Annotated in this window: 15 protein-coding genes and 1 pseudogene; 10 read left to right on the top strand and 6 right to left on the bottom strand. The window is 56.9% G+C overall.

Features of this window, described 5'->3' with window-relative positions:
* Positions 1-15: 15 nt before the first annotated feature.
* On the bottom strand, positions 16-738 hold the full coding sequence (rstA, locus tag IEX44_RS06940; protein WP_188690911.1) for a two-component system response regulator RstA: 723 nt from the start codon (positions 736-738) through the stop codon (positions 16-18).
* A 78-nt stretch (positions 739-816) separates the two neighbouring features.
* Positions 817-1,494 carry a HugZ family pyridoxamine 5'-phosphate oxidase gene (locus IEX44_RS06935; protein WP_188690908.1) on the bottom strand — a complete coding sequence of 226 codons (678 nt, stop codon included), beginning with the start codon at positions 1,492-1,494 and terminating at the stop codon, positions 817-819.
* 111 nt (positions 1,495-1,605) lie between these two features.
* On the opposite strand from IEX44_RS06935, the gene def reads away from it, so the two are divergent.
* Positions 1,606-2,142, top strand: coding sequence for a peptide deformylase (gene def, locus IEX44_RS06930; protein WP_188690905.1), 537 nt, complete (start codon positions 1,606-1,608; stop codon positions 2,140-2,142).
* An 84-nt stretch (positions 2,143-2,226) separates the two neighbouring features.
* On the opposite strand, the gene IEX44_RS06925 is transcribed toward def, so the two are convergent.
* On the bottom strand, positions 2,227-2,427 hold the full coding sequence (locus tag IEX44_RS06925; protein WP_188690903.1) for a hypothetical protein: 201 nt from the start codon (positions 2,425-2,427) through the stop codon (positions 2,227-2,229).
* Positions 2,428-2,780: 353 nt separating this feature from the next.
* Here IEX44_RS06925 and sigJ point away from each other — a divergent pair, with 353 nt between their 5' ends.
* Both sigJ and IEX44_RS06915 read left to right on the top strand, forming a co-directional pair.
* Entirely contained in the window at positions 2,781-3,686 is a 906-nt protein-coding gene (gene sigJ, locus IEX44_RS06920; RefSeq protein ID WP_188690898.1) for an RNA polymerase sigma factor SigJ, read from the top strand.
* A gap of 51 nt (positions 3,687-3,737) precedes the next feature.
* On the top strand, positions 3,738-4,196 hold the full coding sequence (locus IEX44_RS06915; protein WP_229678808.1) for a carboxymuconolactone decarboxylase family protein: 459 nt from the start codon (positions 3,738-3,740) through the stop codon (positions 4,194-4,196).
* Between the two features lie 87 nt (positions 4,197-4,283).
* Here the strand turns inward: IEX44_RS06915 and cspE are convergent, their stop codons facing one another.
* Positions 4,284-4,493, bottom strand: a complete 210-nt coding sequence (gene cspE / locus IEX44_RS06910) for a transcription antiterminator/RNA stability regulator CspE (RefSeq protein WP_188690892.1) — start codon at positions 4,491-4,493, stop codon at positions 4,284-4,286.
* Positions 4,494-4,755: 262 nt separating this feature from the next.
* Positions 4,756-5,649 (bottom strand): S1/P1 nuclease, encoded by an 894-nt coding sequence (locus IEX44_RS06905; protein ID WP_188690888.1) that lies wholly within the window; start codon positions 5,647-5,649, stop codon positions 4,756-4,758.
* Between the two features lie 216 nt (positions 5,650-5,865).
* Here IEX44_RS06905 and IEX44_RS06900 point away from each other — a divergent pair, with 216 nt between their 5' ends.
* The 7 genes and pseudogenes from IEX44_RS06900 (at position 5,866) to fos (ending at position 11,216) form a co-directional block, all read left to right on the top strand.
* Complete coding sequence (locus IEX44_RS06900) at positions 5,866-7,185, top strand: NAD(P)/FAD-dependent oxidoreductase (RefSeq protein WP_188690886.1); 1,320 nt, start codon at positions 5,866-5,868, stop codon at positions 7,183-7,185.
* A 354-nt stretch (positions 7,186-7,539) separates the two neighbouring features.
* Positions 7,540-8,025 carry a 5-(carboxyamino)imidazole ribonucleotide mutase gene (purE, locus tag IEX44_RS06895; protein WP_188690882.1) on the top strand — a complete coding sequence of 162 codons (486 nt, stop codon included), beginning with the start codon at positions 7,540-7,542 and terminating at the stop codon, positions 8,023-8,025.
* Positions 8,022-8,300, top strand: coding sequence for a hypothetical protein (locus IEX44_RS06890; RefSeq protein WP_188690878.1), 279 nt, complete (start codon positions 8,022-8,024; stop codon positions 8,298-8,300). The genes purE and IEX44_RS06890 overlap by 4 nt, the downstream gene beginning before the upstream one ends.
* Before the next feature lie 5 nt (positions 8,301-8,305).
* Positions 8,306-9,445 carry a 5-(carboxyamino)imidazole ribonucleotide synthase gene (locus IEX44_RS06885; protein ID WP_188690875.1) on the top strand — a complete coding sequence of 380 codons (1,140 nt, stop codon included), beginning with the start codon at positions 8,306-8,308 and terminating at the stop codon, positions 9,443-9,445.
* Entirely contained in the window at positions 9,442-10,128 is a 687-nt protein-coding gene (locus IEX44_RS06880) for a DNA alkylation repair protein (protein ID WP_229678807.1), read from the top strand. The genes IEX44_RS06885 and IEX44_RS06880 overlap by 4 nt, the downstream gene beginning before the upstream one ends.
* An 86-nt stretch (positions 10,129-10,214) precedes the next feature.
* A pseudogene (locus IEX44_RS06875) lies at positions 10,215-10,670 on the top strand (FMN-binding negative transcriptional regulator); the annotation flags it as partial.
* Positions 10,671-10,787: 117 nt separating this feature from the next.
* A complete protein-coding gene (fos, locus tag IEX44_RS06870; RefSeq protein ID WP_188692445.1) occupies positions 10,788-11,216 on the top strand; it encodes a fosfomycin resistance glutathione transferase in 429 nt (142 codons plus the stop codon).
* A 210-nt stretch (positions 11,217-11,426) separates the two neighbouring features.
* Here fos and IEX44_RS06865 read toward each other — a convergent pair whose 3' ends face one another.
* Complete coding sequence (locus IEX44_RS06865; RefSeq protein WP_188690872.1) at positions 11,427-12,164, bottom strand: pseudouridine synthase; 738 nt, start codon at positions 12,162-12,164, stop codon at positions 11,427-11,429.
* Positions 12,165-12,214: the final 50 nt, after the last annotated feature.

Here is a 12,214-nt window from a genome sequence, read left to right as displayed (position 1 = left end):
AAAGCTGCGGGTTATTTATTCCTGCCACCAGATATCGGTCGCGAACAGATAGCCCTTGTGGCGGATGGTTTTGATCTTGCGCGGTTCGATCGGGTCGTCGGCCAGTTTTTTGCGCAAGCGGCTGATCGCCACATCGACACTGCGATCCAGCCCGTCGTATTCAATACCGCGCAAACGCTTGAGCAAGTGATCGCGGGAGAGGATTTCGCCGGCGTGGCTGGCCAGTTCCCACAGCAAATCAAAGTCACCGGTCGACAAATGCAGCGGCTCATTGCGATAGGTGGCCGTGCGATTGCGGCTGTCGATGACCAGATGCCCAAAGTTGGTCGTGGTCCGTTGATCCTTGGCGGCACTGATCGTGGGGGTGACCGCGCCGGTTGATTGGCGCAGATGAGCTTTGATCCGGGCAACGAGTACGGACGGGGGCGTGGTTTTGACCACGTAGTCAGACGCGCCGATCTCAAAGCCCAGAATCTGGTTCATGTCGCTATTGAGCGAGGTCAGAATCACGATCGGACCGGTATAGAACTCGCGTAGTTCACGGCACAGGGTCATGCCGTCTTTGCCGGGCAGCATCAAGTCAAGCAGGATCAACGCGGGCGGGTTGGCGCGCACGTTCTCGATGACGTTGTTGCCATCAGCCAGGTGTTCGACTTCAAATTCGAAGCTTCTCAGGAAACCGCCGATCAGATCGGCCAGTTCCAGATCATCCTCAACGAACAGAATGCGTTGGGTCATTGATTACTCCGCAGCTACTTTCCGGTTTGTTTGTGTGTTCGGTCTATATGGTGCTGATATACCGGCCCTGACGGTCTGTCAGGCTTGCCCGGGTGATAACGCGCTCAGCGCCCGGGTCACCGCTGCACGCAGGGCATCGGTGCCCAAAGGTTGTGTATCGAAGCCATAACGGATGAGCTTGCCATTCCGGAGGACATCCACGCCATCAAAATCAATTCCGATGAGGCGGATATCACTGGGCGCGTTGATCTGATCCAGCCATTGGGCTTCTTGTTCCAGGGACAGTTGGGCAGTGTCGGCCCATTGTCGGGCATCGCTCCAGCCCATCCGGCCAAAGCCCGCAATGTAACGCAAGGCGCTCACTTCGAGCCGCCATACTGCAAAATCACCAAGCGCCAGAAACTGCACTGCCTGAGGCTGATACCGTTTGATCCGGGCTGCAAGCAAGGGCGAAGGGGTGATCGGCTCAGCCGTGCCGATCAACGTAACGCGCTCTGCCGCGTTAGCCGGATCGCTACTGTCGAAGACGACAAAACTGCATTGTCGGTCAACCTGCAGGTTTTGGGTGTGCTCGGCCAGTGTGCTGATAACGAACAACGGGCTGCCGGTCTCATCGCAAACGCAGGGCAGGTAAGACGCATAGGGAAAGCCCGCCCATTGCTGTGACTGTGTGGCCAGCACCCCTTCACGGCAGCGCCGTACCAGCATGTGAGCAGGTGGCACCCATTGTTCTGCGTAATGGACGGACTGGGGCATGACAGTGAGCTATTGTTTTGGGAATATGTTGATTGTAGCGGGCGCGCACTTTTGCATACACCCTCAGCCTTTATTCAATGATTGATACGGCCGCCAGGCCAGGACCAACTTATGACTGTACGCACGGTATTGAAAATGGGAACCCCGAGCCTGCTGGAAAGATCGGCCCTTGTCACCGCATTTGATACGCCTGAACTCAAGACGCTGATCGAAGACCTGTTCGATACCATGCACGCATATAACGGCGTGGGCATCGCCGCGCCCCAAATTGGCGTGAACCTGCAAGTCGTCATTTTCGGGTTTGAATCCAGCCCGCGCTACCCGGATGCCCAGCCTGTTCCCCAGACCATTCTGATCAATCCGGTGATTACGCCGCTGGGCGATGAGGAGGTGGCAGGTTGGGAAGGGTGTCTGTCCGTCCCCGGCCTGCGTGGAGAAGTGCCCCGCTATACCCGGATTCGCTATCAGGGTTTTGATCAGCATGGCAAAGAGATTGATCGTGTGGCAGAGGGCTTTCATGCCCGCGTTGTGCAACACGAATGCGATCACCTGTGGGGCATCCTCTACCCGCAACGGATCCGCGATATGACAAAATTTGGCTTTCTGGAAGTCTTGTTCCCTGATCTGACCGATGCGCCAGATGATTGATCAGTCTGTCAGGCTGACTGGATCACGGCCAAAGAAAAAGCCCCGCAATGCGGGGCTTTTTATATTCTGGGTTGCCTTGTTGGCTTATTCAACGATCAGGGTCAGGTCGCGAACCGATTCAACAGTCTGGTTGCCCGGGCCCCAGCACACCTTGGCCTTGCCGCCCTTCTGGAACATCACGATGCCGTCGACGGCTTCGGGCTTGCTTACGGTAGCGGCGCGGTTAACGCGTGCGTTGCGTTGCAGTTCAACGGTCTTGCCAAAGAAAGGAATGCTGATAGCCATGATGTGTACTCCGTGTTCGATTGAATTTTGATGACGTCAGTATACACGGTTCGTAGTTATACTACGTAGGAAATATTTACGGAATGTACACGGCTAAACTACATGTTTTTATCGCAAGTACCCTTGTTTTATCACGTAAAAACTGGGTTTAAAGGGGGTGAAAGGTGAAATATACCCGATGAGTGTTACACGTGTTGAGACGTATTTTAATAAATTTGTAGTTTTACTTCTTGTTTTTGGCGCGATGACTACGCCCGGCGGGCGCAAAATGTGGTCACTGCCTCGTGCTCTGTCACAAAATGAAGTGCTGATCCGTCTGGGCTATATACAGTGACCAACTCGTTGCCCCATCCATGAATGCTCCTGCTACCTCTTTCACTGCGCTGCGGCCGCGCCTGTTTGCCGTTGCTTACCGCATGACCGGCATGCGCGCCGACGCCGAAGATATCCTGCAAGATGCCTGGTTGCGCTGGCATGAGGCGGACCGCAGCCAGATCCAGATTCCGGAGGCATGGCTAACCACGGTGGTGACGCGCCTTGCCATTGATCGCCTGCGTGAGGCACGGCGAGAGCGAATGGATTACATCGGGCAATGGTTGCCTGAACCGCTGGTGGAGGCCGCGCCAGATCCATTACAGCAGCTTGAACAGGTGGGAGAGTTGTCGCTGGCGTTTCTGGCTTTGCTGGAAAAACTCACGCCGTGGGAGCGAGCGGCCTTCTTGCTGCGTGAAAGTTTCGATCTGGATTACGCCGATATCGCTGGCATGCTGGGTAAAACACAGGCTGCCGTGCGACAACTGGTGCATCGGGCCAAGGCGCGTTTACAAGATCAATCGCCCCGGTTTGAGGTCACGCCGCAAGCGCATCTGGATTTGCTGCAGCGATTTGCACACGCATCAGCCAAAGGGGACGAAGCCGCCTTGATGGCCTTACTGGATGAAAACGCTATCTATAGCAGTGACGGGGGCGGCAAGGTCATGGCTACACTGAGGCCGTTGCAGGGCTCGGGGCGTCTGGGGCTGTTCTATAAATGCCTGGCCCGTTTGTATGACGGCCAGTCCGTGCATTACGCGCTGGCCTGGGTCAACGGGCAGTTGGGGCTGCTGCGTTACAACGAAGGCAAACTCGATTGCGTGATGGAAATTACACACGACGGTGAACGCATACGTACTATCCACGTGATCCGCAATCCAGACAAACTGGCCTTGATTGATCCAGCCGTGTCACAGATGAGCCCGGATACGCGTCTTGTATTGTGAAGCCGTCGAGCGGTGTGCTGGCGGCATCCCTTTACTGACAAGGAGCACATGATGACCTCGCCACGCCTGCCCTCGCGCGATCTTGCCCCCAAGGCCTACGCTGCCCTGGCCCAGGTCAACGCAGTTCTGGAGAACTCGTCGCTGGATCGCGCATTCATCGAGCTGATGTTTTTACGCGTGTCGCAAATCAATGGCTGCGCTTATTGCGTTGATCTGCACTGGAAAAGCCTGATTGAAAGTGGTGAAGACCCGCGTCGCTTGAATAGTCTGATTACCTGGCGCGAAAACACCTTTTACACCCCGCAGGAGCGAGTTGCGCTGGCATGGGCGGAGTCGCTGACGCGGTTGGAGCAAACGGGCGCGCCGGATGCGGACTTTGAACCGTTGAGTGCGCACTTTGCCGAGCAGCAGATTGTTGAACTGACGTTTGTAGTGGCGCTGATGAATGCATGGAACCGTTTGGGGGTTGGCATGCGCTTGCCGGTGGGGATGCCCAAACTGAAACGTTGATTGGCCGCAGATGTCGAGCATAAAAAAACCGCAGCCTCAGCTGCGGTTTTTTTTATCTGACTCAGTGCGCGTTAAGCGCAGCGTGAATTAGATAGCGCGGATGGCGCTGGCTTGCAGACCCTTCGGGCCTTGCTTTACTTCAAACTCAACGCGCTGATTTTCCTTCAGGGTCTTGAAGCCTTGACCGGTGATTTCGGAAAAGTGAGCGAACAGATCGGCGCCGCCGTTGTCCGGAGTGATGAAGCCGAAGCCCTTGGTGTCGTTAAACCATTTTACGGTACCGGTAGTAGTAGACATGCTACGTTCCTTTGAAACAGATTTTGAAAGTGGAGCGATCCGCTCCGGTGGTGCATACGATCAGGAAACGTACCGGGAAACTCTGGCAAAACGCCTACGAGGGCACAGCAGGGTAAACCGTGGTCATGCTGAATCGAAAACTGCAGAGCGCACCATACACATGTTTTAACACACTGTCGATAGTAAAAAAGGGTTTTCGACCAAAGGTAAAAGCCTTGTTTGATGCGGTTTGCAGCCTGCTTTTTAAAAAAGCCATGCCGGATTACCTGTCTGGATTGGCGTTTTCCGGCAGCACGTTCTGCCCCTGGAAGTCGGCAAAAGCCTGATTGAGCAATGCCGCAATATGCACGCCACCTACAGCCAGTTGCTGGCGCAGAATCGGCGCGGTCTCATCGGCATAAGCCAATGGAATGTCGATCTGAATCCCTGCCGTCGTGGCTGGACACACCAGCCCGCCAGGCAGATCGCCATAAGTCATTGCGCGCGCGATGGCGTTGGCTTCATGTGCCCATTGGTCCGGCGTACCCTGGTGCCATTCATCAAAATGCGGGGCGAAATCTGTCAGCAGTCGTTCGGCAAATGTAGCTTCACTTTGGCCCCGCACAGCCCGTTTGACGAGCGTGGTATCCCATAGAGCGTGCAGAGTGGTTTGCTGGCCGGCAAACGTCACGTGGATGTCATTGCCGCCTTTGTCGTGGTTGTCAGCTGCGTGCAGGGGTTGCGAGAGGTCGCCGGCAACATGGATGACCACGCGAACCGCCAGGCGTTTGTCTTCCTGGCTGGCGTCGGGGTCGTGCAGTACCGCCATGAATCGTTCGAGCGCCGATGTGGCGCAGCGCCCATCCGGACAATAGCCGTCATGCGTAGCGGCGGTGCACAGCGGAATATTGTCGTAATGCCACTGGGGTGAGCCAGGCATGCGGGAGGCCAGCAGGGCCCGGTTTTGGTCCAGCCAGTTGGCTTCATCCGCCACGTTATCTGTGCCCAGGAGCTGTCTTAATGCGGCGCGGCTCTGTGGCGTGAGCAGTGCATTGGCCACCAGGCCGGTGATCCGGTGCCCTTGCGCGCCCCAGGCGAGCGCGGGCGCGCTATATACACTGAAGACACTGAAGGTCAGCGCGAGGCCCAACAGACTGATTTTGAGCGTGCAAGGCATGGCGGTGGCTCCTCTATACGGGTTTGGCGACGAGTGCAAACTTGTAATTAGACGACTGTTCACTACGTGATTATTTTGTTTTCAAACAAGGTGTTTGGCAGGCATTCTGCGGTTATCCGGGTCGAGTTGCGTCCAGTCATGGCACTGCGATGTATTCGCACCAAAACAGATTCAGGCGATTGATAAAACAAAACATTTGATATCCACGGGGTAACCATGAAGAACAGCACTGCACCACAAGGGGTGCATCAAATCGTTATTGTCGGCGGGGGTGCCGGCGGGTTGGAGTTGGCCGCGCGACTGGGGCATAACCTTGGACGTACTGGTCAGGCGCGGGTGATTCTGGTTGATGGCTCGCCGACGCATATCTGGAAACCGCTGCTGCATGAAGTGGCCACTGGCGCACTCAATACGGGTGAGGACGAGGTGAATTACTTTGCGCATGCCCACCGCCATGGTTACGAATTTGAATTCGGCTTCATGAATGGTCTGGATCGTGAGGCCCGAACGATCAGCCTGGATGCCGTATTTGACGAAGACGGCAGCGAACTGTGCGGCCCGCGTGCCATTCATTACGACACGCTGGTCCTGGCTGTCGGTGCCGTCTGTAATGATTTCGGCACGCCTGGCGTGCAGGAAAACGCCATGCAATTGAACACACCGGTTGAGGCTGATCGCCTGCGCAAGCGTTTGCTGGCTCAGTCGTTCATTGTAGGAACTACCAACGACCCGCTGCGTGAATTGCGTATTTCAATCATTGGCGCGGGCCCGACTGGCGTTGAACTGGCGGCGGAAATCCATCACGCGATCACCGAAGCCCACAACTACGGCTCTCGCTTGTCGCCGGACCAATTGCGTATCAGCATTATTGAAGCCGCACCCCGCATTTTGTCTGGTGCGCCAGAATCGCTCTCTGTCTACGCCACCGAAGAACTGAAAGCCCGCAATATTGCTGTGTTGACCAGTAGCAAGGTCCAGGAAGTCCAGCCAACGCAAGTGGTTCTGGCTGATGGCCGCAATATTGAATCGGACATCATTGTCTGGGCTGCCGGCGTAAAAGCTGCGCCGTGGTTGTCCACGCTGGGCCTGCAAACCAACCGTAACGGCCAGATCGAAGTCACTTCTGTGCTGCAGACCGTCAGCGACAAACATATCTTTGCCATGGGTGATTGCGCCTTCTCGACTGATGGTGAAGGTGGTCCGCCGTTGGCGGCCACCGCACAGGTAGCGCACCAACAGGCACGCTGGCTGGCAGAAATGCTGGAAAACTACTTTGCCGGCCGCGAAGTGGCCTCGTTCCGTTTCAAGCCGCAAGGGATCATGGTTTCTCTGGGCAAGCACACGGCCGTGGGTTCACTGGCAGCGGTGGTCGGCCCCAAGCGCGATTATTACGTAGAAGGGATGAGCGCGAAGCTGATCTATTCCTCTCTCTACCGGATGCATCAGGCGGCGTTGCACGGTTGGGTGATGGCGGGGCTTTTGTATGTCGGCGATAAGCTGCGACGCATCGCGCAGCCACCGCTCAAACTGCACTGAAGGCCGCACTACAGAGGGCTTTGGCGCGATGATATTTGCGCGGCAGGCCGGGGCAGGATAGAAACCGCAGGCAAAAAAAACGCCGACCTCATTGGGCGGCGTTATAAACAGAGGATGGAAACGAAACCGCGCGACGTGGTAACACGCCGCGCAACTCGAATCCTCGGCTACACCCCACCGCCGGTCAATTATCATGATCTAATTATTGACAGGCACAACAAAATCGGCATGAGCCCATTTTGTCTTTTTTTCTGCTTTTTTCGGTATCACTGAATCGCACACTGACCAATGGCAATTGGCAGTGTCCCCCCTTTCTTCGGTAAGATTTGGTGTTTTTCCCGAGAGTGAATCCGCATGGCGCAAGTAGGAGTAGTCATGGGCAGTAACAGCGACTGGGACGTAATGCGCCTGGCCGTTGAACAGCTCAAAGCATTTGGCGTTGATTTTGAATGCAAAGTGGTCTCGGCGCACCGCACGCCGGATCTCATGTTCGAATATGCCCAGACCGCCCGTGAACGCGGCCTGCAATGCATCATTGCCGGGGCAGGCGGTGCCGCACACCTGCCAGGCATGATTGCTGCCAAGACCACCGTGCCCGTGTTGGGTGTGCCTGTGCCATCCAAGTATTTGCGCGGTGAAGACTCGCTCTTGTCGATTGTGCAAATGCCCAAGGGTGTGCCGGTCGCGACCTTCGCCATTGGTGAAGCGGGCGCTGCCAACGCAGGTCTGTTTGCCGTGGCCATGCTGGCTGCGCAAAGCCCGGAACTGGCCGAAAAACTGGCAGCCTTCCGTGCAAAGCAAGAGCAAACCGTACTGGATATGACGCTGCCTGAGGTATGAGCCAGAACGGCAACCAGGACGAGCTAGACCGCTACCAGCACATCATCGATGGTGGCTGGTGGTGGTGCGTGCTTTGGCGCGGCGTGGTCTGCCTGGGTGTGCCGGGTAGTTTGCTGTTGTATTTGGTGCGTGCGCTAAATGGTATTAGCGGCGACCCTGTTTCAGGGTTATTACACACGTTTCCATTGGGTTTGACGGCCGGTTTTATCTACGGACTGGCCTTATGGGGGTTTGCGCAGTTGCAAATTCTCAAAGCAAAACGAGAAAAGGACTGAAAAAGATGGCCAACAAGCCGATTCTTCCACCCGCCATGTTGGGCATTCTGGGTGGTGGCCAGCTTGGTCGTATGTTTGCCACGGCCGCCAAAACCATGGGTTACCGCGTGACGGTGCTCGACCCCGATCCGCAATCGCCTGCGGCTGACTTTGCCGACGTCCACATTGCCAAACCGTATACCGACCCGCAAGCGCTGGCGCAACTGGCCGCCACTTGCGCGGCGGTCACGACTGAATTCGAAAACGTGAATGCTGACAGTATGCGCTGGCTGGCCCAGCAAGGGCTAACAGTCAGCCCGTCTGGCGATGCCGTGGCCATTGCCCAGGATCGTATTGCCGAAAAAACCTTTATCCGTAACGCAGGCCTTGATACTGCGCCATTTCTTGCCGTGCGTAACTCCGGCGATCTGGCTGGTGACCTCAGCCCATACCTGCCGGGCATTTTGAAAACGGCCCGTATGGGTTACGACGGTAAAGGTCAGGTCCGGGTGAGTACGGCCGAAGAAGCGCGTCTGGCACTCTCCAACATGAAGCATCAGGCCTGTGTGCTGGAAAAAATGTTGCCGCTGGTCGCTGAGGTCTCCGCCATCGTGACACGGACCCGCGCTGGTGAGGCCGTGTGCTTCCCGGTGGCAGAAAACCAGCATGTGAACGGTATTCTGGATGTCTCCATCATCCCGGCCCGCATCAGTGAAACGCTGCTGGAGCGCGCGCGCAGTATGGCGCTGCAACTGGTTGAAAAGCTCGATTACGTGGGTGTACTCGCGGTTGAATTTTTTGTGCTGGAAGGTGATCAACTGGTCATCAACGAAATGGCGCCGCGCCCGCATAACTCTGGTCACTACACGCTCGATGCCACGCTCACCAGCCAGTTCGAACAGCAAGTGCGTGCCATGTGTGGCTTGTATCCGGGTCGCCCGGATCTGCTGCGTCCGGCCGTCATGGTGAACCTGTTGGGTGATAGCTGGGGCGAGAACAACGCCGAGCCGCAATGGGAAGTCTTGATGACCGCACCCAACACCAAACTGCATCTGTACGGGAAGAAAGAAGCCCGCATTGGCCGCAAGATGGGTCACTTCAACGTGCTGGCTGACAACGCCGACTCCGCGCTGGAGCAGGCCATGGCCATCAAGGACACGCTGTGAATGATCCTGCGGGGTGGCTGGCGCAATATGAAGCTGCGCTGACCCCGGCTGCGGACCCTGTCCGCGCTGACAAAATGGCCGCCTATATGCGCGGCCATTTTGTTTATCTGGGCATTGCTACGCCGCAGCGCCGCTTGCTGACCCGGCCGCTGGAAAAAGCAGCCAGGGACAAACTGACCGAGCCCGAACTACTGACCCTGGCCGATGCCCTGTGGCAGAAAACCGAACGTGAATACCAGTACGCCGCTTGTGACTTGCTTGAGCGCGTTGAGCGCCTGCTCACACCCACCGCGTTACCCGTTTTGCTGGCGTTGGTCACACAAAAATCCTGGTGGGATAGTGTGGACACATTGGCCAGCCACGGTGTTGGCCGGCTGGTAGCACGCCATCCGCACCTTGTGCCGCAGATTGATGCACTGGTCGAAGAGGACAATCTCTGGCTGCGCCGCACGGCCATCATCTACCAGTTGGGCTGGAAAGAACGGACCGATGTACCCCGTCTGTTCGATGCCTGCCTGCGTAATGCCAGTCATCCGGACTTCTTCATCCGCAAAGGCATCGGCTGGGCGCTGCGCGAATACGCCTGGACTGCGCCGGACATCGTCCGTGATTTTCTGGCGGAACACGGTCACCGGTTTTCGCCGCTGTCAGTGCGTGAAGCCAGCAAACATCTGATGAACTGACCTGCCTCCCTTTAGTGGGGACTGTTCCTGTGCGCCAATGCCGGCTGCATGCCAGGATAACGTTTTGCTGAACATCAGGCCGCGTTATGTACACCCCGGATCATTTTGGCGTCACCGATACACCAACGCTGCATGAGTTTGTGCGCGCCAACAGTTTTGCCACGCTGATCAGCATGATCGATGGAGCGCCTTTTGCCAGCCACGTTCCACTCATCCTCAAATCGGATGAAACCGGTGATCATCTCTGTGGCCACGTCGCTCGTGCCAATCCGCATTGGCAGCACTGGGCAAACGGGGCGCCCGTACTGGCGGTTTTTCATGGCGCGCATGGCTATATCTCACCGACCTGGTATGCCAAAGGCCCGGCGGTGCCGACCTGGAACTATCAAGCCGTGCACGCCACAGGCACGATCAGATTGGTCGATGATCCCGCGACAACACTGGCGGCGCTGGTGGGCTTTTACGAGCCAGCCGGCATTGCCGAACCAGTGATGCCGGCCGAGTATGTGAGCAAACTGTCCGACTACATCGTGGCCTTTGAGCTGGATGTAGCGCAGTGGGAAGGCAAGTTCAAGCTTTCTCAAAACCGGCCGCAGGCGGATCAGCGTGGCGTAGTACAAGCCTTGCACGCACGGGGTGAGTCCGCGCTGGCCGATGCCATGCAACCGCCCGCCGGGCTACAGGTCAACGGCTTCAATCACCTCACGCTGGCCGTGACTGACGTGGCGCGCGCAGTGCGCTTTTATGTAGATGGCCTGGGCGCACGCCTGCATGCGCAATGGGATGGGGGGGCTTACCTCACGGTGGGCGGACAGTGGTTATGCCTGTCGCTCGATACAAGTCGGGATGCAACGCAAAACAGGGATTACACCCATATTGCGTTCAGTGTGGCGGTGGAAGACCTTGGCTTGATCCGCGAACGGTTAGTACAGCAAGGGGCAGTGAGCTGGAAGGACAATCGCAGCGAGGGCGACTCATTCTACTTTCTTGATCCGGATGGCCACCGACTTGAGCTGCACGTGGGCGATCTGGCCAGCAGGCTAGCGGCCTGTCGCACCCAACCTTATGCAGGCATGCAGTTTTACTGAGCGTCGCCCAAAAAAAACCGGCCTCCAACAAGGAGACCGGAAGATGGGCGCGTACAGCGGTTGCTACTGCAGGAACACTTGCGGGGGCGTGCAAGATCCTGCGGTGTGAGCCAGGAAACGTGTCTCAACAGGCATCATATTAGCGTTTAACCTTATCTCTGCTGACGCCGCTGACCCGTTGGCTGAAGCCGATCAGCGGAAAATCTGACTTTATGCTGACTTTGCAGGTGTGTCGCGCACGGTTGGCCAGGGCAAATCCCATGGGGCGAGCAGGTCTGGCATGGCTTGATCTGGCCAGGGCGAAGGCCATTGCGCACCACCTTGCGGTAGCAACCGGAATACCCAGTCATGGCCATCCCAGGAAAATCGCAATGCATACGCATGCAAATAGCCACGATCAGCCGTTTCACCGCCATAGCGGGTGTCACCCAGGATCGGTGCGCCGACGCTCTTGAGTGCCACCCGCAATTGATGCGTGCGCCCGGTACGCGGACGCAGCAGAAAACCGCGCAACCCGTTGCCAAGGCCGTAACTGAAAAACTGGGTGACGGCGTAGTTTTCTGCCTCACGCGTGAGCAACCAGTTACCGCCGCGGCCACTTTGCATGCCGCCGGCAATTGTCCCCTGCTTTTTTGCCGGTTTGCGGGCAGACAACGCCAGATAGAATTTCTCCAGTGCCCGCGTCGCAAACATCTCGCCAAAGTCTCTTGCCGCTTCGCTGCTACGTGCGACCAGCAACAAGCCAGAAGTAATGCGGTCTAACCGGTGCAGCGGGAAAAGCGTGCCGTCATGCTGCTCGCGCAGAACATCCAGGACGCCTGCTTCATCGCCCTCGCGGTGAAACCCCAACCCTGCCGGTTTGTAAACCAACAGAAAATCAGCGTGTGTGTACAGGACAGACAGCGCGTTGAAGTCAGCACAGAGGAGGGTGGGGGCGACAGCGGGCATTTCGGGTTTCGATGCATGCGGGTAAAGTTCGACCCAACGTTTATACCTTG

Source organism: Silvimonas amylolytica, assembly GCF_014645555.1.
GTDB classification, from domain to species: Bacteria; Pseudomonadota; Gammaproteobacteria; order Burkholderiales; family Chitinibacteraceae; genus Silvimonas; species Silvimonas amylolytica.
This window is presented reverse-complemented; position numbering and strand designations above follow the sequence as displayed.

What these genes read in the sequence shown, in the direction of transcription:
- IEX44_RS06905 (WP_188690888.1), bottom strand. Translation starts at nt 5,649, where the DNA reads ATGCCTTGCACGCTCAAAATCAGTCTGTTGGGCCTCGCGCTGACCTTC.
- rstA (WP_188690911.1), bottom strand. Translation starts at nt 738, where the DNA reads ATGACCCAACGCATTCTGTTCGTTGAGGATGATCTGGAACTGGCCGAT.
- IEX44_RS06865 (WP_188690872.1), bottom strand. Translation starts at nt 12,164, where the DNA reads ATGCCCGCTGTCGCCCCCACCCTCCTCTGTGCTGACTTCAACGCGCTG.
- IEX44_RS06890 (WP_188690878.1), top strand. Translation starts at nt 8,022, where the DNA reads ATGAGCCAGAACGGCAACCAGGACGAGCTAGACCGCTACCAGCACATC.
- IEX44_RS06900 (WP_188690886.1), top strand. Translation starts at nt 5,866, where the DNA reads ATGAAGAACAGCACTGCACCACAAGGGGTGCATCAAATCGTTATTGTC.
- IEX44_RS06935 (WP_188690908.1), bottom strand. Translation starts at nt 1,494, where the DNA reads ATGCCCCAGTCCGTCCATTACGCAGAACAATGGGTGCCACCTGCTCAC.
- IEX44_RS06925 (WP_188690903.1), bottom strand. Translation starts at nt 2,427, where the DNA reads ATGGCTATCAGCATTCCTTTCTTTGGCAAGACCGTTGAACTGCAACGC.
- fos (WP_188692445.1), top strand. Translation starts at nt 10,788, where the DNA reads ATGCAACCGCCCGCCGGGCTACAGGTCAACGGCTTCAATCACCTCACG.
- def (WP_188690905.1), top strand. Translation starts at nt 1,606, where the DNA reads ATGACTGTACGCACGGTATTGAAAATGGGAACCCCGAGCCTGCTGGAA.
- IEX44_RS06885 (WP_188690875.1), top strand. Translation starts at nt 8,306, where the DNA reads ATGGCCAACAAGCCGATTCTTCCACCCGCCATGTTGGGCATTCTGGGT.
- sigJ (WP_188690898.1), top strand. Translation starts at nt 2,781, where the DNA reads ATGAATGCTCCTGCTACCTCTTTCACTGCGCTGCGGCCGCGCCTGTTT.
- IEX44_RS06915 (WP_229678808.1), top strand. Translation starts at nt 3,738, where the DNA reads ATGACCTCGCCACGCCTGCCCTCGCGCGATCTTGCCCCCAAGGCCTAC.
- cspE (WP_188690892.1), bottom strand. Translation starts at nt 4,493, where the DNA reads ATGTCTACTACTACCGGTACCGTAAAATGGTTTAACGACACCAAGGGC.
- purE (WP_188690882.1), top strand. Translation starts at nt 7,540, where the DNA reads ATGGCGCAAGTAGGAGTAGTCATGGGCAGTAACAGCGACTGGGACGTA.